General features: G+C 30.7%; 18 protein-coding genes and 1 pseudogene. 5 read left to right on the top strand and 14 right to left on the bottom strand.

All coding sequences use genetic code 11. The annotated features are described in order from the left end of the window. Positions 1–211 precede the first annotated feature (211 nt). Both N4A55_RS01215 and N4A55_RS01210 read left to right on the top strand, forming a co-directional pair. Positions 212–1,495 (top strand): benzoate/H(+) symporter BenE family transporter, encoded by a 1,284-nt coding sequence (locus tag N4A55_RS01215; RefSeq protein WP_293753582.1) that lies wholly within the window; start codon positions 212–214, stop codon positions 1,493–1,495. A 12-nt stretch (positions 1,496–1,507) separates the two neighbouring features. Continuing rightward, positions 1,508–2,869, top strand: a complete 1,362-nt coding sequence (locus N4A55_RS01210; RefSeq protein WP_293753580.1) for an FAD-dependent oxidoreductase — start codon at positions 1,508–1,510, stop codon at positions 2,867–2,869. Positions 2,870–2,960: 91 nt separating this feature from the next. Here N4A55_RS01210 and N4A55_RS01205 read toward each other — a convergent pair whose 3' ends face one another. The 6 genes from N4A55_RS01205 to N4A55_RS01180 all read right to left on the bottom strand — a co-directional run bounded on the left by N4A55_RS01205 (position 2,961) and on the right by N4A55_RS01180 (position 11,100). Beyond that, positions 2,961–4,259, bottom strand: coding sequence for an arylsulfatase (locus tag N4A55_RS01205; protein ID WP_293753579.1), 1,299 nt, complete (start codon positions 4,257–4,259; stop codon positions 2,961–2,963). 180 nt (positions 4,260–4,439) lie between these two features. Beyond that, entirely contained in the window at positions 4,440–5,882 is a 1,443-nt protein-coding gene (locus N4A55_RS01200; RefSeq protein ID WP_293753577.1) for a sulfatase family protein, read from the bottom strand. Then, complete coding sequence (locus tag N4A55_RS01195) at positions 5,861–7,726, bottom strand: glycoside hydrolase family 97 protein (RefSeq protein WP_293753575.1); 1,866 nt, start codon at positions 7,724–7,726, stop codon at positions 5,861–5,863. Before N4A55_RS01195 ends, N4A55_RS01200 begins: the two co-directional genes overlap by 22 nt. Before the next feature lie 218 nt (positions 7,727–7,944). Further along, on the bottom strand, positions 7,945–8,775 hold the full coding sequence (locus N4A55_RS01190) for a carbohydrate ABC transporter permease (protein WP_293753574.1): 831 nt from the start codon (positions 8,773–8,775) through the stop codon (positions 7,945–7,947). Further along, entirely contained in the window at positions 8,775–9,659 is an 885-nt protein-coding gene (locus N4A55_RS01185) for a carbohydrate ABC transporter permease (protein ID WP_293753573.1), read from the bottom strand. The genes N4A55_RS01190 and N4A55_RS01185 overlap by 1 nt, the downstream gene beginning before the upstream one ends. Positions 9,660–9,774: 115 nt before the next feature. Beyond that, entirely contained in the window at positions 9,775–11,100 is a 1,326-nt protein-coding gene (locus N4A55_RS01180) for an ABC transporter substrate-binding protein (protein ID WP_293753572.1), read from the bottom strand. A 370-nt stretch (positions 11,101–11,470) separates the two neighbouring features. On the opposite strand from N4A55_RS01180, the gene N4A55_RS01175 reads away from it, so the two are divergent. Together N4A55_RS01175 and N4A55_RS01170 are read left to right on the top strand one after the other, a co-directional pair. Beyond that, entirely contained in the window at positions 11,471–13,150 is a 1,680-nt protein-coding gene (locus tag N4A55_RS01175) for a sensor histidine kinase (RefSeq protein ID WP_293753570.1), read from the top strand. Beyond that, positions 13,137–14,687: a response regulator gene (locus tag N4A55_RS01170; RefSeq protein ID WP_293753569.1), complete on the top strand. Its 1,551-nt coding sequence runs from the start codon at positions 13,137–13,139 to the stop codon at positions 14,685–14,687. Before N4A55_RS01175 ends, N4A55_RS01170 begins: the two co-directional genes overlap by 14 nt. An 8-nt stretch (positions 14,688–14,695) precedes the next feature. On the opposite strand, the gene N4A55_RS01165 is transcribed toward N4A55_RS01170, so the two are convergent. Then, positions 14,696–15,502 (bottom strand): helix-turn-helix transcriptional regulator, encoded by an 807-nt coding sequence (locus N4A55_RS01165; protein WP_293753568.1) that lies wholly within the window; start codon positions 15,500–15,502, stop codon positions 14,696–14,698. Positions 15,503–15,661: 159 nt separating this feature from the next. On the opposite strand from N4A55_RS01165, the gene N4A55_RS01160 reads away from it, so the two are divergent. Next, entirely contained in the window at positions 15,662–17,185 is a 1,524-nt protein-coding gene (locus N4A55_RS01160; protein WP_293753567.1) for a sulfatase family protein, read from the top strand. A 151-nt stretch (positions 17,186–17,336) separates the two neighbouring features. Here N4A55_RS01160 and N4A55_RS01155 read toward each other — a convergent pair whose 3' ends face one another. The 7 genes and pseudogenes from N4A55_RS01155 to N4A55_RS01125 form a co-directional block, all read right to left on the bottom strand. Further along, on the bottom strand, positions 17,337–17,993 hold the full coding sequence (locus tag N4A55_RS01155) for an alpha/beta fold hydrolase (RefSeq protein ID WP_293753566.1): 657 nt from the start codon (positions 17,991–17,993) through the stop codon (positions 17,337–17,339). Positions 17,994–18,136: 143 nt separating this feature from the next. Continuing rightward, a complete protein-coding gene (locus N4A55_RS01150) occupies positions 18,137–19,870 on the bottom strand; it encodes an ABC transporter ATP-binding protein (RefSeq protein ID WP_293753565.1) in 1,734 nt (577 codons plus the stop codon). Then, positions 19,863–21,671 carry an ABC transporter ATP-binding protein gene (locus N4A55_RS01145; protein ID WP_293753564.1) on the bottom strand — a complete coding sequence of 603 codons (1,809 nt, stop codon included), beginning with the start codon at positions 21,669–21,671 and terminating at the stop codon, positions 19,863–19,865. Before N4A55_RS01145 ends, N4A55_RS01150 begins: the two co-directional genes overlap by 8 nt. A 499-nt stretch (positions 21,672–22,170) precedes the next feature. Beyond that, positions 22,171–22,602: pseudogene (locus N4A55_RS01140) on the bottom strand (transposase); the annotation flags it as partial. Positions 22,603–22,754: 152 nt separating this feature from the next. Next, positions 22,755–23,171 (bottom strand): hypothetical protein, encoded by a 417-nt coding sequence (locus N4A55_RS01135; RefSeq protein ID WP_293753563.1) that lies wholly within the window; start codon positions 23,169–23,171, stop codon positions 22,755–22,757. A gap of 298 nt (positions 23,172–23,469) precedes the next feature. Next, positions 23,470–23,979: a hypothetical protein gene (locus N4A55_RS01130; RefSeq protein WP_293753562.1), complete on the bottom strand. Its 510-nt coding sequence runs from the start codon at positions 23,977–23,979 to the stop codon at positions 23,470–23,472. Positions 23,980–24,000: 21 nt separating this feature from the next. Next, on the bottom strand, positions 24,001–24,661 hold a 661-nt coding region (locus N4A55_RS01125), incomplete at its 5' end, for a hypothetical protein (RefSeq protein ID WP_293753561.1).

Below are 24,661 nucleotides of genomic sequence, written 5' to 3'. Positions count from 1 at the left end.
CATATTGACTTTTTCATTATTAAATGGTAAATTATTATTATAATATATCAGTAATATATTACAGTCATATTATTAATATATTATAGTCTAAATTTTTATCTACTAAACTTCACTATAATATTAAAATACATTTTATTAACAAGATTTACAATGGAATGTATTTCTATTTAGTGTTGTTAAGCCCTATCATAATTTTTTAAGGAGGATTAATATGAATAATAACAGCATTATTCAAGGTATTAAAGATCTACCAAAACATCTAAATTCTAAGACAATCAGCTCAGGTGTAATTGCAGGTATTTTTGGCTGGTGTACAGCACTTATTTTATTCGCTAATGGTAATGCTTGTGGATGGAGTATGCAAGAAACCTCTTCTTGGATCTTTGCATGTTGGGTATTCGGGCCTATCTTAGGAATCATTTTATCATTGAAGTATAAAGAGCCTATACCTGGAGCTTGGTCTATATCAGGTGCCGCAATTGTCGTATCAGGAGCCGGAGCAGGTTATTCTTTACAGCAGTTATGTACAGGATTTTTGTTAGCAGGTATATTAGTACTTATATTAGGTGTAACAGGACTAATCAGTAAGGTAATGAAATTCTTGCCTATGCCTATTGTAATGGGGATGACTGCAGGTTGTTTATTCAAATTTGTAACGAATATGGTCAACTATATCTTTAATTGGTCAAGCAATATGAGTGAACCTAATTATGGTAAGTATCTATTAATTGCTTTATTTGCCATTGTAGCATGGTTAATCTTCACTAAGCTTAGACCAGTAATTAAGGTTATACCTCCAATTCTAGCTGCTTTTGCAGTCGTAATTATATGTGTATTTGCTTTTGGATTATATGATGCCTCAGCTTTAGAAGGTATTAAATTCTATGGTCCAAAATTTATTGGATATTCTTTTGAAAACGTAGGAGGAGTTTTTGTATCAGTATCTCTTCCATTAGCCCTTCTTGTAATTGGTGCAGAAAATGCTCAAGCTATTGGTGTATTAAAAAGCCAAGATTATGAACCACCAGTTAAGAGTATGACTATATGGTCAGGTATTGGAGGAGTTGTAACTTCTCTATTTGGTGGACATAATGCTAATATTGCAGGTCCTATGACAGCAATCGTTGCATCTGAAGAATCAGGGGACAATAAAGATGATCGTTATGCTGCTGCTGTTGTATGTGGTATATGGTGTTCTATCATTGGTATCTTTGCTAGTTTATTAGTACCTTTCTTAAGTACTATGCCACTTAAATTAATATATCTAGTAGCAGGTTTAGCAATGGTTGGAGTTATTCTATCATCTCTACAATCAGCTTTCAAAGCTAATAAATTCCAAGTTTCAGCTTTCTTCGCATTCTTTATAGCATTATCCCAAAAATCATTTTTAGGTATTGGTTCAGCGTTTTGGGCATTATTGGTTGGAATTATTATTGCAGCAGTATTAGAAACTAAAGACTTAAAAACAATTATTGATAATAAAAATAGAAATTGATGAGGAATTATTATGAAGAAATATAAAAGTTTAATTGTATTTGACTCAAATTGTGATTTACCAGTTTATGATGAAGTAGATGTTCTAGTTGCAGGTGGTGGCCCAGCTGGGATAGCAGCCACTGAGACAGCAGCAAGACATAATAACAAAACATTACTTGTAGAAAGACTTGGTTTTTTAGGTGGAGCATCTGTAGCTGGATACTCAGGTACATTCTGTGGAATGTTCTATGGTTGCGATAATCCATTAGAAGAAGAACCAAGGCAAGCAGTGTTTGGATGGACTAATAAATTTTATGAAGCATTAAAAGAAAAAAATGGTGTTACCGAACCTCAACCATACGGCAAAACATTTTTAGTACCCCATAACCCACAAATCTTCAAGGAAGTTGCTGAAGACATGATTCTAGAAGCAGGTGGACAAATATTATATCATTCAACAATAGTAGGTGTCATCAAAGATTTTGATGAATTCAAAGGTGTTGTAATTGATACAAAAAGTGGTCTAGCTCAGATAAGAGCAAAAGTTATGATTGATGCAACTGGGGATGCTGATATTATCTATCGTGCGGGTTATGAATATACTATGGGTGATAACGGTGTAATTCAAAACCCAACTATGATTTTCCGTCTTGGTGGAGTTGATGTAGAAAAATTCTTTGATTATTGGGGTGAAGATAGAATATCTCCTGATAAAGTAACAGAAGCTATGAAAAAAGCTATCGAAAAAGGAGCTGAGCTTCCTAGACTTAAGGTTTGGGTATACCATACAACAAGACCTAATGAATTATTTATGAATGTAACATTACTTACTGGCAGAGATGGACATCTTCTTAATGTATGTGACCCAGATGACCATACAGAAGCTGAACAAGTTGCACGTAAACAAGTTAACGAATATGCAAAATTCTTCAAAGAATACATACCTGGCTGTGAGGCATCATTTGTCAATGATTTATCTTGTGAAGTTGGAGTAAGACAAACTAGAAGTATTGTTGGAATTAATAAATTATTGAATGAAGATGTTAAAAATGCTAGAAAAAGAAGTGACGGAATAGTAGCTTGTCCATGGCCTATTGAATTACATAATGGAGAAAAGCCATATTTATTCTGGCTGATTAATGATTATTATGAAATTCCTTATGGCGCTTTAGTTCCAGCAGTTGGTGAAAACCTGATTGTTGCAGGTAGAAATCTTAGCGCTGAGCATCATGCATTAGCAAGTTGTCGTGTAATTTCACAATGTTTTGGTTATGGTCATGCAGCAGCATTAGCAGCGGATAAATCCGTAAAAGAAAATGTTAAGTTCAGAGATATAAAAGGTGAAGAAATAAGAAAACTATTAAATCAAGAAGATGCACGTTTAGGAGAATAGTTATTTATAAAAAAGGAGCTTTGCACTAGTAAATTTCATTTGCTAATGCAACAGCTCCTTCTTTAAAAACTACCGTTTTTCAAAGTAATTATTACCAAGTCTTATTCCTCATCCACCCATATTCGGGTAATGGCCAATAATAACTTTCTGTTCTAACAGTATCTAGATATTCCTTAAGTTCTTGGACAATATCTGGATATTGATTAGCTACATTACATTGTTCTTTTTCATCTTCATTAAGATGGTATAACTCTAACTCACCTTTACTACCAAATCGTACACCTTTAAACCCTAATTCTAGATCATAACAAGATTGTCTACTTCCTGTTGGCTCTCCCATATAAATGAACTCCCAGTAAAGCCTACGGTGTTTTTCTTGCTCTCCTTCATTTAATAACGTAGGCAGTATAGAAATACCATCAATATTGACTGGTGCTTTTTCCCCTACTATGTCACATAGAGTTGGTAATATATCTTGAAAAGCCGTTACTAGATGAGAGGTACCTTTTGAAATTGTTCTAGGCCACCAAGCTATAAAAGGAACTCTAATTCCTCCTTCATAAACATCTCTTTTCATACCTCGAAAATGACTTGCACTATTAAAGAAATCCACCATATCTTTTGCCTCTTTGGTATAATTACTTCCTGGTCCATTATCACTTGCAAAGATTACTAGAGTATCTTCATCCATATTCTGTTCTTTTAGGTAATTCATAAGCTTCCCTACATCTTGATCAAGCATAGAAACCATGGTTGCATAATTTTTATATTTCTCGTTCCAATTCTCATTAGCATAAGGCTGATTATTAGGTGGATTATATGGGCTATGAGGAAGTGTATAGGCTAAGTACATAAAAAATGGTGAATCTTTTCTACCTTTTATCCACTCTAAAGCTTTATCTGTTAATACATTATGACTATATGTGCCTTCTTTTAAAGGATACTCTTGGTCATTCTCTAATAAAAATGAAGGATAATAGTTATGACAAGATTTATGAGAATCATATCCAAAGAAATAATCAAATCCTTTATTGGTAGGATAACCAGATGTGCCCCTATTACCTAGTCCCCATTTTCCAATACACGCTGTTTCATAACCTTTTTTCTTAAGTATCTCTGGTATTATAATATCTTGTTCCCTAAGAGGAATGTCATTACCTTTTACAGGATTACCCTTGATATAACCACTTCCTTGATGCATACCTGTCATTAAACAGGCTCTTGAAGGGCCACAAACAGGAGCTCCACCATATTGGTGGGTAAATTGCATACCTTCTTCAGCCATCTTATCAATGTATGGTGTTTGTATCTTTTTTTGTCCGTAGCATCCTAGATCGCCATATCCTAAATCGTCAGCTAAGATGTAAATAATGTTGGGTTTCTTTTCCATCTTTTTTTCACTCCTATCTTTTGTAATTTCTATAACTTAATAGTGCATTTTGGAATAACTTCTGCATATTGTGTTTAGAGAATTGTATTTTCAAGTTATATTATTATCTCATATTTCTATAAAATTACTACAAAGCACCTACTTCAACAATCGCTGAAACAAATACCTTGTAGCAAAATTTTATTGTGACTCTATATATTTTTTCCAAGAATGTTTACAATTTGCCTCGTTTACATACTCATATGTATCAAAAATATCTCCGTTACCAAATATTCTAGGATCATTTGTTTCCTTTAATTCATTCTTTAGATTATTCCATAATTCTTCTTTGATATGTTGGTAATCTCCTTGAGCGGATAGATTATGAATACATTCTACATCTTCTTGAATATTATATAATTCTTCCATAGGTCTTTTTCCAAAACACATATTAAAATAATAATCATCTGGGTCATGCTGATTAGCTAATATTCTACTCTTTGTTGGAGAGTTATCACAATTAGGAAAATTAGTTTCTGGATTTCCCACTGGCCACCTTTTTGGTTCAAAGTTCCTAACATATAAAAACTTATCTGTTCTTATACATCTTACTGGATATCCTTTATCATCTTCTCTACCTAAATCATGTCGTTCTCTTCCCATATATACTTGCTTTCGTTCTTGACTAATAATACCCTCTTTATTAGATTCTAGAATATCCATTAAGCTCTTTCCTGGTAAATCTTCATCTATTGGTATGCCTGCAATTTCTAAAAAAGTTGGCATAAAATCAATAAAACTAACTAAATCATCAACTACTCTACCACCTTTTACTGCCTCTTTCCAGCACATAGCTAATGGAAGGTTAAAGTCCTGTTCATACATCTGACCTTTTATTCTTGGAAAAGGTGCTCCATTATCCGAGGTTACTATTATCAAAGTATTATCATACTCTCCAATTTCTTGAAGATAATCAAGCATCTTACCTAACTGTTCATCAAAATAATTAATCTCAGATGCATAATCTAGAAAATCGGATTTGACCACTTCTTCATTAGGCATATATGATGGAACATCCACCTCATCTAGTGTAGTATCTAATCTACTACCTTCTCCTTGAATATATGGACGGTGGGGTTCTTTACTACCATACCAGAAGTAAAAGGGTTGATCTTCTTTTCTCTCACTCATAAATACTTTGAAGTTTTCATAATAATCCACATTACATATGTTAGTATTATCAATAGGTGTTAATTTAATATCACTATAGTCATTTCCTGCCGGATTACGTTTAAGCCCGTTACGCTTCCAGTCTCCTGGATCCCAGCCTTTTCCTGTAAATCCCACATGATACCCTACTTCTTCTAATAAGTCTGGATAGAGTTTATATTTATTAGGAAAAACACAAAAATGTGTACAAGCTTCTTCTAGTTGCCACGTATGTTTTCCTGTTAATATACTAGCCCTAGAAGGTGCACATTTTGGGTTAGTAGTAAATGCATTATTAAATAATATTCCCTCTGTTGCAACTCTATCAAAGTATGGCGTCTTTACAAACTTATGTCCATATGCTCCCATATGAGAAGCATCATCAGCTATTGCAAACAATATATTAGGAGACTTTATTTCTCTTTTTTTATCCAAATAGCACAACCTCCTCCAGGTGCTAGATTAACATTAATATTATCTTCGTAAGTAATGGACTTAGTCATTATTTTATAAGATTCTCGCTTATCTAGATAATGTGCGTCTTCTCCATCAGCATATATCTTTGCAATATACTTAACTCCTTCTTCTAAGAAATCCATTGATAGTGAAAGACTTCTTGCATCTTCATTATTTTGACAACCAACAAACCATTGTTCATTACTCTTTCTTGCTATTGCTACATATTTTCCAATATCACCTTTTATACACTTGGTTTCTTCCCAATTCATCTCAGGCAATTCTTTAATAAACTCAAACATATCTGCTTTCTTCATATAAGAATTAGGATTATCTGCTAATGTTAAAAATGCTGTATGTATTATAACACATTGTGCTAACTGACTAGCTATAGTTGTAACAGGCTGTCTACGTATTCTATCTCTATTTATTGCACCATCAAGATCAAACATACCCGGGCTTCTATCTAAAGGTCCTGCAAGATTGTTTGTAAAAGGTATAATGCATAAATGAGTTGGTGATGCAGCCTCTCTTGTTGGACCATCAAATTGAGCATTAACAAATTCACTGGAAACAAAATTAGGATAAGTTACATGTAATCCCCATGGTCTTACAGGTTCATGAGGAACATACATTAATTGGTAATCTGCACATTTTTTTGCCACTTTAATAGTAAATTCTACTCTATCTTGCCCTCTACTTTTGGTAAATCCATGCTTAATACCCTTGATTCCCCACTTTTTATAAATTGAAAATGTTCTATCCATATCATATAACTTCAATGCCCTATCGTCTAAATACAACCACAAACCAACACCCTTATTCTCAGCATATTTAGACAGATTAGGTATATCTACTTCTTCTATATAAGCAACTGGATCTGACTCATCAACATTAGGATTTTGGTACCAACCTCCATCAATTAATAGATATTGTACGTTATGTTTTGCGGCTCCATCAATATATCGTCTCATACTTTCATTATTTAACCCGTAAGTAAAGCCATCTTGTTTTGATCCGTGGTTACGCCAATCCCAGTAACTCTTACCAGACTTGATCCAAGATGTATCCTCTATTGCACAAGGTTCATTTAAGTTTTCTATCATATTGGATTCAACAAGTTGCTCAGCTTTTTCTACAATATTAATTGTACGCCAAGGTGAATAGTGTGGTAAAGTACTTGTAGTATCACTTATCATAGTAAATGAATTTTCAGCTTCTCCACCTATAAATCTACCTACATTATACTTTTTAAGATTTGCTTCATGTAATGCTACATAACAATTTTCATTGACCTTAATGGTTATTGGAGAATTACCTGTTGAAAATTCATTAATAAGTTCTCCTCCTCTATTCATGGTCTGAGGATCTTCGCCATCATTGGAATACCAACACATATGATTATCTTCAAAAATATACTCAACCTTCTCTTCTAATTGATAAACATCTGTAATGCCATCCTGCAAAGGCCATTGGTATCGAAATGCCATTCCATCATTAAACAGGCGTATGATTAAATTCATCTGAACATTATTATCATCTTCTAAGTATATCTTTATTTCTTTGTATTTATTAATAACTTCTTTACATTTTCCCAATACAGGTTTCCATTTACCCTCAAAATATTCTTCATCGATTTTCGTTATTTTCCAATTAGGTTTTACCATACTGTACTTTTCGTATATTTGTATTTTTGATGGCTTGATTATAATTTTCTTATTTTTATTTATTTGGTAATAAATATTATTTTCTATTATCTGTATGATAACTTGAACATTGCTAATATCATTATATTCAGCTAAATATGTATTATTTGTAATCATTCTTTCCCTCCATGTTCATTTAAAAAACCTTATTTACCTTCTCCTAAAACCATTGGCTATTATATTATCAATATTAATCCCAAACTTTTCATCTCCTTAAATTTTATTATTATGCAAAGGAGGAAGACGAGAATAAGTAGCTTTATACCTGAGGTAGTAAGTGTATTTTATATACAGCATAAAATAAAAAACATTATAGTGAAAATTGCCCTACAAGATTACGACTTAACCGCACCATCTGTTAATCCACCCATAAAGTGTTTTTGCATACTCAAGAATAATATAACCATAGGGATAGCAGAAACAAATACTGTAGCAAAAACAGTACCCCAATCAGCGCTATAAGGACCAATAGCTTTGTAAATACCTGTAGTAACTGTCTCACTTCCTTTACCGCCTAATAGATAAAGAGGCATGAGGAAATCATTCCAAATTGCACGACCAACAAAAATGGCAACTGTAGCTGTTACAGGCTTTAATAATGGAAATATTATACGCCAAAAAACCATTAATGGATTAGCTCCATCTATATAAGCTGACTCCTCTAATTCATAAGGTATACTTTTAATATATTTGCTAAAAAGCATTACTGCAACGGATACAAAAGCACCTGAGTAAAATATATACATACCTGTAAAACTTCCAAGAAGCCCTAAATTGCTATATATTTTTACTAACGGAATTAACATAACTTGAGGTGGTATCATCATACCTGCCAAATAAATGGTTAATATTAAATTTCCTCTTTTCTTAGAAGACCTAGCAATATAATATCCTGCCATTGGTGTAATAACAAGGATAATAATCAAAGAAACAATAACAAGAGCAAAGGAATTCTTATACATATTAAACATATTCATATTTGGATTAACAAATACTGATCTAATATTATTAAATGTTAAATCTACAAAAGGTGAAAAAGGATTTCTTATAATATCTTCTGTACTTTTAAATGAGTTAATAATACATATATATAAAGGAACAAACATCATAAGTCCAACAATTACAATAACTATTTTTCTAAGTAAAGATGCTCTTTTATTATTCACTATAATTCTACCTCCTTTTTGCCTAGTACAAGATTCTGTGTAACAGTAATAACAAGAATAATAACAAAAAGGATCAATGCTAATGCAGATGCATACCCTCTATAATTAAACTCAAAGGCTTGATCAAGAATATATAAAGATATCGTCTCAGTTGCTCCAAGAGGACCACCATCTGTTAATATCTTAATTGTCGCAAATTGTTTTAGCGAACCAATAGTACACATAATAACACTAGCTGTTATACCAGGTCTTAGAAGAGGTAATGTTATATATCTAAACTTAGCAAATACACTACCACCATCAATTTCACATGCTTCATATAAATTCTTAGGTATTGTTTGAAGAGTTGCTAATATTATAATAATATGGTATCCAAGTATCCTCCATATTTCAGTTAGAGATACACTATATAAAGCAAGAGATGGGTCACTTAACCATCTTTGTTTAAGGGCCCCTAATCCTACTGCCCCTAGTATATAATCCAATAATCCATTGTAAGAATAGATATTCTTCCATATATAAGCAATAGCTACTCTACTTATAATAATTGGTAAAAAGAATGTACTTCTTAATATTTTTGTCAATACACCTGCATTATTTAGCAAAACTGCAAAGATTATTGCAAGAACATTAACAACTACAACAACTATAATTACAAATTTAAAAGTTACTAATAAAGCATTAAAAAACTCTCCATCCGCAAATGCTTTACCAAAATTTTTCAGCCCTATGAAATCATAATCTTTAGATATCCCATCCCAATTGGTTAGACTATAAAATAATCCCTGTATCATTGGTATTATTTTAACTAATATATAGAGTCCTAAAGAAGGTAATAAAAATAACATAGATACATTTCTTTTATTCATCTTTCTTTTCTTCATATATTTACCTGCCTTCAATATCAAGTTTTAATTAGGTACTATCTCACATTATTCAAAATGAGAAAATATCCCTGTCTGTGAAATAGTACCTTTATCATAGTTTTATAGTTTCTTATTATTTATTATCTTTTAAAAATGTTCTATATTTTTCTTCAACCTTATCTAATTCCTTATCTACATCACTACCAATAAATATATTTTGCCATGCTACATTTGTTACTTTTACAATACCTGATGGTAAAGCATCTTTTCCTTTAACTTTTATATATTGGATAGCAGATGTTAGCTTACTAGAATTAGTTAATAATTCTTTTTGTACAGGCCCCATCTCATATTCTACAACTTCTTTTGTTGTTGATTGTGAACCATCTGCTTTAAGGAATGCACCATAGGTTTCTTTATCTTCAATAAAAAACTTAACGAATTTCATTGCTTCTTCTGGATGTTCTGTACTATTATTAATTGCTAATGGATTTCCAAAGTCAACTGGTACGTATTTTGTCTCATTTTTACCTGGTAATGCAAACCAACCAATTTCAAATGAATTTTCTGTTTTATCAGCTTGAGCTGCCATCCAAGCACCATTTACAACCATAGCTGCTGTACCTTTGAAGAATTCATCAACCATTTGTGCATATGTAAAGTCAAAACTTCCTTCGTGAAAGTATTTTTTATCAATAAGGTCCTTCCATCTATTTATAACATCTTTTACGACAGGACCATTGAACGTCATTTTTCCTTCTTTTAATGCTTGTGGCCAATTAGGATCAGCTGTATTAAGAGCACTTGTTAGCATTGGTCCTGATAACATTACTCCAGTTAACCATGCTTTATCTGGTCCACCACCTATTATAGGTACTTCATTATTATCTTTTAACACTTTACATATATTAACAAATTCATCCCAAGTGTTTGGAATCTGTAAATTATACTTTTCAAATAGGCTCTTGTTATAAAATACATTTCCTTTGATTTGTTTGCTAAGAGGTATTGTAGTAACTTTGTCATCCTTTTTAAATACTGCTGCATCTTCTAATAAGGAATATACCTCTTCATCAATAGGTAATAAAGCACCGTCTACATTACTTAATGCATCAGCTCCTAAAATAACGTCTTGTAGCTGTTCAGTGGCATACATTGTCTTTAAATAACCATCTCTGTCCTGAGGACTTACTTCTCTAATAACTTTAATTCCCTTGTTAGCAGCCTCAAATCTTTCAATAATTCCATCATATAGTTGAGCTGTAAGGCCAGGAGTTTCAAATGTTAGCCATCTTATCTCTACAGTCTTATCTGTGTTTTCATCTGTCTCTGAATTCGCTTGTGTATCTTTGTTATCAGCTTGTGTGTCTGGATTTTGTGTTGTTGACTTATTGCCACATCCACTAATTACAAACATAAATAGAACACATATTAAAATCAAACTTATTTTTTTCTTCATATTTACCTTTTCCTCCTAATAATTTTAGTATAGACCATATGTAGAATTGGTCTTGTAAATATTTTCTCACCCCTTGTAGCAACTTTCAACAATAATTATTAGCTTTTTACTATAATAATAAAAACAAGCACTATAAAAATATTGAATTTCCAATAAAAATATTGTATTATTAACTATACCACAGATAAAATTTATGTCATCAATATATGTTTTTACTAATGTTTTTGAAAAGAGGGAGCAATTTATGCATATCTTAACCAATAACCTACGTAATAGATTCATTATTAAGATAATGTCTTTTTTTACTTGCCTACTCTGTTTATCAATTTTCTTTATATACTGTACCCTTATTCAGAACTTTATTCATCGTTTGGAAAAAGAGCAACTAGCTACTCAACAAGATATCTTAAATAGTATCCAACTTAATACAGAAGAACAGTACAACAAAATTATGGATGTTGTTGTAAATATGCATACTGTAAAATATGAAGCTAAAACTGTATCAGAAATAATCGAACAAGGTCTTTATGAAAATAAAACAACTCGTGCAAATGATTACCGTATCGAATCATTTATTAATAATATAACTGCCCATAATCAAGGTATATTTGATATTATTCTTATAAAAGCTAGTAATGGTTTATCTTTTTATGGAAGCAATATTCATACTCGTTCAGTTATTGCGGAATATGATTTTTTGAATGATTATATTGCCTATCAAGAAGATCTATTTACTAATAAAATTCAGTTTCATTCATCTTACCAGCAACCATATATTATAGATTCAACTAACCAAACTCTTATTCAAGGAACAGGTTTATTAGTCAACATCAATAATTTGTCTTCTTCGGAGACCATTGGCTATTATATTATTAATATTAATCCCGAAATTTTCCTTAATCAGGACTATATTATGTCAAAAAAGCTACTTGGACATATACTCATTTATCAAGATGATAACATTCTATATAATAATAGCCCATTTTCTATGAATAAGTTGACTAATATTATTGATACTACTAATGAATCTATACATTTTGATGGAACTTATTTATTAAATAAAAAACGATTAAAAAAATCAAACTGGACTATATGCCATATACTCCCTCAAAATGAATTAGCCCACTCTACAAAGCAACTTTATTTGAGGGTGTTTAGCTATATTATTATCATTTTTGTTATACTTATTATAGCTATTGTTATAGCTTCTATTCATTACAATAAACGTATCTGTAAACTTATGAACCAAATTCAATCTGTAGAAAATGGTAACTTTGATATCCAGTATACGGATTCTAATCATGATGAAATTGGGCAGTTGTCCCAAGCCTTTAATAAAATGTGTATGAACTTAAAGAATTATATTCAAAAAGAATATATACTAGATTTAGAAAGAAAAAATGCTACTATTACAGCGCTACAAGCTACTATTAATCCTCATTTTTTATATAACACTTTAGATGCCATTCGTACAAAATCATTAATAAGTCAAGATTATGATACTTCTGAAATGATTACATTGCTAGGAAATATATTTCGTTGGAGTACTGAAACCAAAAAAGTTATGGTACGTATAGAAGATGAATTAGAATATGCTATGTGTTATCTAACATTACAAAATATACGTTATGAACATACTATTACAATTGATTATCAAGTTAATGATGACGTATTAAAATATGCTATTCCAAAATTCACACTTCAACCACTTGTTGAAAATGCTATTCACCACGGAATAGAAAATAACCTTCAAGATAGTCTAATTACCATAAAAGCTTTTAAAGAGCTTGATAATATTATCTTAAAAGTATCAGATAATGGTCTAGGCATTAAAGAAGACGTATTGTATCGCCTTAGAAAACAAATAAATATAGAAAGTATCAATACCAATAAACATATTGGTCTAAGAAATATTAATCAACGACTAAAACTAATATATGGTGAATCTAATGGACTTACAATAAATAGCAAATATCAACAAGGTACTACAATTACAATTATAATACCTTGTACAATTTATACTGGAGAGGAAGAGGATGATGATGATTGATATACTATTAGTAGATGACGAACAATCTGTTTTAGATGGACTAAAACTTTTAATTCCATGGGAAGAATTAGGTATTGATAGTATTAGATATTGTAAAAATGGAGAAGAAGCCCTTGTACTAATAGAAGAAAGTACACCCCATATTCTAATAACAGATATCCGAATGCCTAAGATGAATGGAATAGAACTTCTCTATACTATTAGACAAAAAGGATATCCAATAAAATGTATAATTCTAAGCGGATATAATGATTTTGAATACGTAAAGAAAGGTATTAAATACGATGTAGAAAACTACATATTAAAACCTGTTGATAGAACAGAACTTCTACAAACTATCAATCAAATCATCCATAAAATAGAATTAGAAGAAGAACAATCTTATCTTATTTCAAAAAAACATGATCTTGCAATAAGAAATAATATTCTTAATCGAATGATTAGAAATCAAATTAATGTAAGTACTTTCAATGAACGAATAAAAGTATTAAATATAGACCTTATTAATAGTTCATTACAAGTTGCTGTCATTTATGTAAACTATGAGGTTAGTACAACTCCAGATATTAATATTCTTGATAAAGTCATTTGTCAATTATTATCTAAGTTACTTCCACAGGAACATTATGTTTTATTCCCAAATATGGAAGGTCAATTAGTTATTATATTTTTAGTTGATTATATTGATAATCTTCATGATATACTTAACATTACAACGCAAAAATCTCATTTACCTATTCATATTGCAACAGGTACAGTCATAGAGCATTATAAAAATCTTCATGAATCTTATAAATATGCAAAAAAAGCTGCTGATTACTTTATGATTAATAAGAATGTTAAAGTCATACATTATAATGATATAAAAATGCAACATGTAAATAAAACCAACTTCATAAAGCTAAACCATAGAATAATTGAGGATAAAATACAGTCAGGTAACAAAGAAGACTTACTTCAATATATTCAAGATATATATAATCAACAAGAATTGAAGCAGTCATCACCTGACCAAGTTAGAATATTTACTATGGAACTATTTCTTATTTACCACCGTATAATCAACAGCCTTAATGGTTCCATCTACCATATAGATTCTTTTCCTAATTCTATTATAGATTATATCCATCAGGCTAAATCCATTGATGATTTGAAAAAATGGACTTTTGACTTAATTAATTATGGTAATACCTATATTGAGAATTTAACTAAAAAACAATACTCCAAAACAATACAATGTGTAATCAATTATATTAATAGTCACTATAATGAAGAAATATCCTTAAAAACTTTATCTGCTAAAATGTCATTTAGTCCAAGCTATCTTGGCAAAAAATTTCGCAAGGAAGTAGGTTGTCTATTTGGAGAATATGTGAATTCAATAAAAATGGAAAAAGCGAAACAACTTCTTTTAGAAACCAATCTAAAAGCATCAAAAATAAGTGAAATGTTAGGAATTCATAATACTAATTACTTTTACGCTTTATTCAAAAAATATTATAATATTACCCCAACTGAATATCGTAATCGACATTAAATATACCATCAAGAAATAGTCCCTAAGTTCTTCTGTCTATATTTAAGAGGTGTCATGCCTTCTTTCTTTCGAAATAAAGTTATAAAATAAGTTACATTTACATACCCACTCATATTGGACACCTGTTCTATAGTAATATTGGAATGTTTTAATAATTTCTTTGCATAATTAAGTCTACATTCATTAATATACTGAATAGGTGTCATTTTGATATGTTCTTGAAACAATTGATATATAGATCTTTGACTAATACCTAATGCTTTACTCATGGTTTGAATAGTAAAGTTATAACTTAAATTGTCATCTATATAATGCAACATATCAATAAGTCCCGAATGGGAAATCATCTTCTGTCTATGATAAATATTGTTATTTCTTTCATAATAGAGTCCATGAAGAATCTCCATTACTTTTGCACTCATATAGTGTCGTCCGTATGGACGATTTAACAACGACTCTTGATAAATCTCTTCAAATACACCTCTATAGTTTATTTGTACTAAAGATTTATTAACTGTAGGAATTGAGTTAACAAACTTGATCTCTTCTTTTCCCCAGCTCCACTTAAAACATATCAAAATACTCTCATAGGGCATAAAGGACTGATTGAGCTGTTCTGGTTTACGAAACACTATGGAATTCCCTACAATATTATACTGTTTATGATCTAGTAACATTTTACAGTTACTATCATCTAAAAAACATACTAATTCATAAGTATTGGTAACCCTCTCATCAAAAACATGATTTTCACTATAATGTTTTTTATGCTGTGTATAAAACGCACTTACTACCTCAGGCATAAAGCTATTCATTATCTCATCTTCCTTCTTTGCATAATAATTAAATTATATTGCATTCCTATTTATTGAACAAACTCATATATACTTGTATTATATAGTTATAATATAATAATGTAAATATAATAATATATTATATGTGCATAATAATTAATTTTTTAAGGAGGTTTTTATATGGATAGACCAAATATTATTTACATACTAGCAGATGATATGGGCTATGGAGATGTTTCCTATTTTAATGAAAAAGCTGCTTTTAAGACACCTAATTTTGATAAAATGTGTGAAAATGGTATTTCTTTTACCGATGCTCATGCATCTTCCTCAGTATGTACACCTTCTCGTTATAGCATTTTAACTGGCCGTTATAACTGGAGAAGCAATTTAAAAGAAGGAGTGTTATTCGGATATGATACTCCACTTATTGAAGATGTTCGTACTACTGTAGCATCTTATCTAAAAGATAAAGGATATAAAACAGCTTGTATAGGAAAATGGCACCTTGGTTTTGAATGGATGCTTAAAAATCCTTCTGATAAAGAGTCTATTGATTTTACTAAGGAACTTATTAATACTCCTATTGATCATGGGTTTGATTATTTCTATGGTATTGCTGGTTCATTGGATATGCCACCTTATGTTTATGTAGAAAATCGTTCTGTAACAGCTCTTCCTAATCGTGAAGAAGGTTGCGAAACTTTTACATCTAATGAGCTATCTTGTCAAGCTTATAATAAGGCTTTTTTCCGCAAAGGACCTACCGGTGCTGATTTTGTTCATGAAGAAACCCTTCCTAACTTTACAGATAGAGTTCTAAACCAAATAGAGAAGTATCAAGATGACCCATTTTTTATTTATTTTCCACTAACGGCACCACATACTCCTATTCTACCTACTAAAGAATTCCAGGGAAAATCTGGAACTAATGAATATGGTGATTTTGTTCTTATGTGTGATGATATTGTTGGAAAAATACAAAATAAGTTAGATGAATTAGGAATAGCAGATAATACTATTGTAATCTATACAAGTGATAATGGATGTTCCCCTATGGCTAACTTCCCTGAACTTGCACAATATGGTCATAATCCAAGCTATATTTATCGTGGTCATAAAGCTGATATATATGAAGGTGGTCATCGAATTCCTCTTATTGTAACTTGGCCAAATAGTATTCGTCCCGGTATTCAATCTCATGAACCTGTGTGTCTATGTGATTTATTTGCTACAGTTGCTGATCTTATGGGCGATACATTAGAAGATAATACGGCAGAGGATAGTGTAAGTAATCTACCTATATGGTTAGAACAAAATGGTGCTGAACCTGTTAGAGAAGCTCTTGTTCATCATTCTATCAATGGTTCATTTTCAATTAGAAAAGGAAAATGGAAATTAGAAATGTGTCCTGATTCAGGAGGGTGGAGTGCTCCTACCCCTCAATCAACACCTGTTGATAATCCTAATGGGGATTCCTCTAATAATAGGCAAATTGATGAAAATGCTATTCAACTTTATGATCTTGATGAAGATGTTAGAGAACGATTCAATGTAAGTCATCTGTATCCTGAAGTAGTTAATGAACTTCGTAATTTACTAATCAAGTATATTGTCGAAGGACGTAGTACAAAAGGTGCACCTCAGTTGAATACTGGCGATGATAGATGGAAACAGATTGAATGGATTGATGAATTTATTTAGTTATAAAATAGTACTTAAGTAGATATATATATTTGTAGATAAATAATATAATGGTTATAATTTATCTACAAATATTTTTTATATATAGAAAATCCTCATCTAATAATGTATAAGTACACTACCCTTCTCAGGCAATCTTAATTCAAACAATTTATTTACATACTTGGATGATATATTTTCCAATAATATCACTATCTACAATATAACTACTATGAGTATGACGCTTAAATATTTTTAATACACTATTTTTTATATTCTCTTGTATCAATTTAAGATGTTTTTTTGTTATAACATCAAAACTTCCACCAGTTATATAAGTAGGTATAATTATTTTTGAAAGGTCAGATAAAGATATATCCGGCTCTTCTAACATCATTCTAACTTTTTGAGATTTTTTAATTGCATATTCTAACTTCATTAAGAGTCTTGAGTAAGTTATCAAGCCTTTTGGATTAATGTTAGGACCGCTGATAATAAGTTTTGAAAACAAGTCTGGATACTTGGACGCAATCATAAGCCCTACAATTCCTCCATCACTAAAACCATAGTATACAGGATTTTTTATATTTAGCTGAATAATAAATTCATAGATATCCTTAGCATGGTGTTCATAATGCAGCTTAGATACCTTAGAACTATTACCATGGTCTCTAAAGTCAATTGCATATACAGTAAAATATTCTTGTAAAAGCGAAATGGAGCTATTAAAAATTTCGTGTGTTTCACCATTCCCATGAAGCATAATCAACGGATTTCCTGAACCATATTTTTGATAAAATAACGTGACTTCATTAACTTTTATAAACATACTGTTCCCCTTTACACTTCTCTAATGTTTTCTATCAATATTTTTCATTAATTATAACATATAGTATACACTGTAATAATATTATTTTCATCTAGATCTAGCAGAATTAAATAATCTTTTTAGCAAAGTATGGGGATATATTATTAATTACTTTGATACTGTGTCTTTACCATGGATGCAAATATTCCTTGTTGCTCTTTTAACTGTGAAGGTGTTCCTGTTTCCACAATAGAGCCCTCTTTGATGACCACTATTTTATCAGCTCCTGAAACTGTTCTCATACGGTGAGCAATAATCAGAACTGTCTTGTTTTTAATAAGCTCACTTAGTGCATTTTGAATTTTACTCTCATTCTCAGTATCAAGAGATGCTGTGGCTTCATCAAGCAATATAATAGGAGCATCTTTTAACATTGCTCTAGCTATTGATATACGCTGCCTTTCTCCTCCTGATAACCTCTCTCCATTTTCACCAATTAAGGTATCATATCCTTCTGGAAGCTTATTAATGAACTCATCACACCTAGCAAGCTTAGCTGCCTCAATTACTTCAACATCAGTGGCATCTTTCTTACCAATACGGATATTATCCATGACACTTGAATTAAAAAGTGTTACATCCTGAAAAACTATTGAATAATTATCTAAAAGAGTTTCCGGATCAACTTGTGAGATATCTTCTCCACCCAAGCTAATAATACCTTTATCTATATCCCAGAATCTTGCAGCCAACTTCGCTAGTGTACTTTTACCTCCGCCTGAAGGTCCTACAAGTGCTGTCACCTCTCCCTGCTTAGCCATAAAGCTTACATTTTTCAATGTTTGCACACCATCTTGATAAGAGAAATCCACATTTTTAAATTTAATATCGTAGTTTTTAGGATAAAACTTAGTTTTTCCTTCCTGTCTTGGCATTTCATCCATCTCTTTCATACGTTTAATACGAACATTCAAATAGATAAGTGCTGCAAAGTTATTCATTACATCCATTATAGGATTATAAATACGTGCAGATACAACAAGAAAGACAAGATATGTAAAAATATCTATATCTCCTATTGATAATAGATGAGCTCCATAAAGTATAACACTGGGAAGTCCAAGCTTTAACAATACATAAGACAGGTTAATAGAAGCACCTATCAAAAGCTCTCCTTTTATCAGATATTTTTCATAATTATCTAGTTTGGAATTTAAATTATTAGAAAAAGCTTCTTCTCTATTGTAGGATTTTATTTCATGAGCTGAGTCAAGCCCTTCTTGGATTTTATCTGATATATCTCTTTTTATATTATAGATCTTATAATGCATTTTATCTTGAAACTTTTTAGACAGATAGAAAACCAAAGCTGCAACTGGAACTACCCAAAATACTGCAATCGACAGCTTCCAATTATAAAAGAACAACATAATTCCCATAATCAGAACAGTTAATACTGATGCATATATTTGAGGAACTGAATGAGAGAACAGTGTCTCTATCTGTGTAGCATCTTCCATTATTGTTGAACTTAGATCAGCAATATCTTTTTTGCCAAAGAAAGCTAATGGTAATTTCCTTAGTGTCTCAGCTAGACTAATACGTCTTCTTGCACTCTCTTCATATATTTTAGTATATGCCGAATCATATTGAAAATAAGCAATAACAAACATTACTATGAAAAATGCTATTGACATAATAACATAATAAAGAATGCTATTTTTTTGGCTATTAGAAGAGTTCAAAAGTGTACTCATGTACTCATCTAAAAATTTGAAACTTAGGACTACAGGAACCATAAAACTAATTTCCATTATTACAGTCCAAATTATTGATCTTAGAAGGTCTTTTGCACCTTTTTCAGACATTGCATATTTATTCTGAAAATATTTAAGCATATCGTCTTCCTCCTTTTACACCTTTTTCCGTTTTAATCTTCCATGCTATAGAGGTTTGGTATTCATCCCACATTTTCTTATATGTCCCATTTTTCTTAATAAGTTCTACATGGTTTCCTGATTCTACAATTTTACCATCTTGTATAACCAATATTCTATCTACATTCTGTACACTTGTAAGACGATGAGCAATCATTAAAGTAGTTTTGTCACGACTAACCTCTTTTAACGCTTTTTGAATTAGATGCTCATTTTCTGGATCTGCAAATGCAGTAGCTTCATCCAACAGTACAATAGGAGCATTCTTGACAATTGCCCTAGCAAGTGCAATTCTTTGCTGTTCTCCTCCTGATAGATATGTTCCTTTTGAGCCTATTATAGTATCAAGTCCATTCTCTAGATTATCTATAATATCTCTAGATTGTGAGAAATCAATCGCTTTATATATTTCTTTTTTTCCTACATTTTCTTTACCAAAGATTATGTTATCTCTCAATGAACCTTTGAAAAGCCTAGTACTCTGGAAAACAAATGAAATATTGTCCATAAGTTCTTTTTTAGGAATATCTTTGACATTAATTCCTCCTACTAATATTTCACCTTCATCTACATCCCAAAAACGAGCTGCTAATCTAGCAATAGTCGTTTTTCCTCCTCCAGAAGCTCCTACAAGTGCTATAGTTTCACCTTGATTCAATTTGAAGCTAATCTTATCTATAGCACGTTTATCACTTCCTTCATATGAAAATACTACATCTTTAAACTCTAAGCTGTAATCTTTTATATTTTTAACGTCACTAGAATAAGTCATGTTAGAATAACCTAAGAGAGCATCCATTCTATCTATAGCTTGTTCGGCAATTAATGTATTTTGCTGAAAATACATGGATTTCATTAATAGCATAGTAAATATTGGAGATATAAGAATGTAAAAAATAAAGTCTGCTAATACAAGTGGAAGATTTTCACCTCTTCCTATCAAAAATATAGCCATAGGAACTAAGAAGAATGCTGCTGTTTGCATAATTGTGCTGTAAAAAGACATAGGTCTCCTCCAAAGAAGAGTATAAGCATGAACCATCTCTTTATATTTAATTATGCTGTTATAGAATCGTTTGAAAGAAAAAATACTTTGTCCGAAGGTTTTTACAACTGGAATACCTCTAATATATTCCACTGATTCTGAACTCATTTCCTCTAATGAATCATAATATTTTCTCTGAAATTCTTTCCCTATAGTAGTTGACATGAATTTCATTGTTATAAAACCTAGAATAATTGGAATTAGAGAAGCAATACCCATTCTCCAGTCCACTATAAAAATCAAAGCTATAAGAATAATTGGTGAAACGATACTACCTGCCATATCTGGAAGTTGATGTGCTAAGAATGTATGAGTTGTTCCTGCTCCATCATTAACAATCTTTCGTATCTTTCCACTTGAATAATTATCAAAAAACCCAAGAGGCATAGATATTATTTTTTCCATACCGACTTTTTGCATTCCTACCTCTACACGGAATGCAGCGAGATGTGAGCTTAAAAGTGCGCAAAAATATACTATTATTCCTCCTATTGCACTTGCAAATGCAATCCACGCATAAAAGCGTACATTTGACATATCAATGGATTGGGGCGACGATAGTATATCACGTACTATAAACCATACAAGAACAAAAGGTAAAATGTTAAGTCCTGCTGATACTCCTGACAATACTAATGATAAGGGCAAAAGTGCTTTTTTCTTACCCATATAAGGTGTAAACCTTTTCAAAATAAATGTTTTCTTATTTTTTGGCATACTGTTATTCATCCTCCTAATTATAAATTTAATTCAAATAAAATTGTTAGATATATCTAACTTAATTCCCAAAAAAATATTAACTGAATTAGTTAGTTATATTTTTCTCTTTGGTAAATTTAGCTAGTAATTATTATAAACCTAATTTCTAATTTTTTCAACTATAGTTTTAATAGAACAGAAGTAAATGGTAAATTATTTTAAGCCTGCTCATATTTATATTGAGTTACTTTTTTTGAAGTTATCCACAATTAGACTGTTTTGCTACTTATATTTAGGCATGTTTATCAACAATCGTTATTTCTGTGGATAAATTTAGTTAAACTCACTCTTGGCAGGCATCACTTCCTTTGGTATAATTAACTCATGTTTCAGGTATGCTATGTGCATCACTGATTGATATATCTTCTTTTGTTAGTTGCCATCCAAAGCTTGCTAACAAATCAGAAGATATTTCTTTTTGCGTTTTTTTAATATCATTCTTTCTAAGGTAATACCATTAATATAATTGTTTAATCATATCTGATATCTTCATCAATAAGTAATGATTCTTCAGTGCTTGTTCATTCCAGCTACATGCATAAGTTATATCTCCTTGCCAATTCTTCTGACGATTAAATCCTTCGTTTTCTATTTTCCATCGCTTTCTTCCTGTTTTAGCAATCTTCTCTGCATTACTTTTTGTTACTTTTAGATTTGTTAACCATTGAAATCTCTTAATGTTCATTTCACCTTTAACTACGTTTTCTTCATGATATTTCAGCATATTCACTGGTTTCCCATTGTAATCTATTTCATTCACAAACTCCGTATTCCTTGTTGTCTTTTTTTCAGGTATTGCTTCATATTCTTTCGCTATACTTGGTATACTTCCATCTTTATAGCGTATTATATATTCCCACTTGTTTTGACGGCATGTATTCATAAATGTTTCTGAAGCATAAAGATGCTATAATAATAAAATAATTACTATAATAAATGAGGTTTGATTAAAGTTATAATGAAGGAGTATAATCACATGAATCTACCCCTTTTAGTTCTAATATAAGATTATTAGTTAATAATCTTTCTCCTTCTAAACAACTATTTCACCCATTCTGCTATTCGTTCACCTTCTTGAAGATTTTCTCTTACATAATGATATACATTACCTACCTTATAATGTAATTCTTCAGCAAATATGAAATGTTTAGTGGGTGTCTCGTCTATATCCTCATCTAGTATAATACAAATTATCAACTCATTCCATTCGCTAATTGAAGTAGATTTAAGATACTTTTTTTCAGCTTCCGTAGCCAATCTAAATTTTGCATTTGAAAATGTTATTGGACAGGATATATATGTTGTTTCTTTTATACTTATTTCGATACTATGATGATATGATAAATCAAAACACCCTATAATAATTAATGTGCCATCTTCATTTAACTTTGACATTCTGAATTCAAATATATTATTTTTAATAATTTCTTCTTGTAATGAATTTATTATTTTATCCATTGTGATATCACCCCTTATCTTTTAAAAAACTTTTAAACATTTCTAGTCGTAATACTATGATAACTTTGAACGTGTCTAAATAATTAATATTATCTACACACGTTCAAATCAGTTCAAAGTTTAGTTTATATCATTAAATTTAGGGCATAACTGGTATAGGCATAGGATTAGGTTAATACACTATTGACTAAAATTCCCTTCTAGCCCTTTAGTCTAAAGGAAGTCTCAAAGTGTTATCTCAAAATAAAAATTATATTATGAGACAACACTTTCTTTTAATAATTAATCAATATTACTATCAATCAGATACTTTTATATATGTTTCATTTATTTCTACATTAGTATCTAAATTTAATTTCCATATTTCCTTTTGTTCATTCCCACCTATATTAATTCCAAAATAAAAGGTTGGGTCTAAAAATATAATTTGTTCATTCTTTAACTTTATTTCAATAGCATCACAAATCAACTCTTCTTCTTTTTCTTCTAAATTATAGAATTTAATTATATTTATACAATTACCAATTGCACCATCTTGAGTTAAAATAATTTCACTAACTGATGATTTACCTTTCATCATATCCTCATCAATTTCAAAAGTATGATTTACAGCATTTACTATTTTAATCCTTAGTTTAGAATACTGATTAATTGATTCAAATTCTATAAATTTAGAATTGATTTCAAAATATATAAATCTCAAATCAGGATAAAACTGTGCTATGCTATCTTCAATATCAACAAATCCAGTTAAATATACATCTTCAATATCATTATTTTTAACTAATTTCTTCAAGTTATTTGTCATTTTATTTCTCCAGTTCTTATATTATTTTATCATCTTTATTCCCAAATCCATTCCTTCTCCAGATTTTAATATAGTACGTAATTCACCACTTTCTTTTAATATTAAAGTTACTCCATTACCTCGATATATTCTATCTGCTGGAAATCCTTTTTTTATAGTTCCCATTCCTTCAAACTTAACTGTACCATCATTAATTATTTTACCTATATCATCTAAGAATTCTTGTCCATGCGTTTTATACTTAGAATATTTTTTACCAGTAATCTCTTGTAAAAGACCTTTATGTCTTATAAAATGGTCTTTGAAATTCTTACCTGCTGTAACCTCCACAAGATTGCCAGTCGTTTCTTTTACAACTTTTTCAACTACTTCTTCAGAGGTTTCCTCTATTATCTCTTCCATTGTTTCTTTAGATACTTCTTCTATTATTTCTTCAGCAACACCTTTTTTAGCAATACGTTCTATAACTTCTCCACCAATTTTTTTCGCTACATTGGCAGAACCAGGGATTAAGGCAAAAGCAGCTATAAGTTTCTTTTCGTTATTTGTTATCCATCTGTTTTCTTCAAAATCATAGCCTACTAGAATAAGTTCAGCATCATATACATCACCTAGAATTACATTGAAAAATAAAAATTCTGTCCCATCAGTACGTCTTCTTAAGTTAAGCTTATCTATTTTC

The sequence above is a fragment of the Vallitalea sp. genome, assembly GCF_025211055.1.
Taxonomy (GTDB): domain Bacteria; phylum Bacillota; class Clostridia; order Lachnospirales; family Vallitaleaceae; genus Vallitalea.
This window is presented reverse-complemented; position numbering and strand designations above follow the sequence as displayed.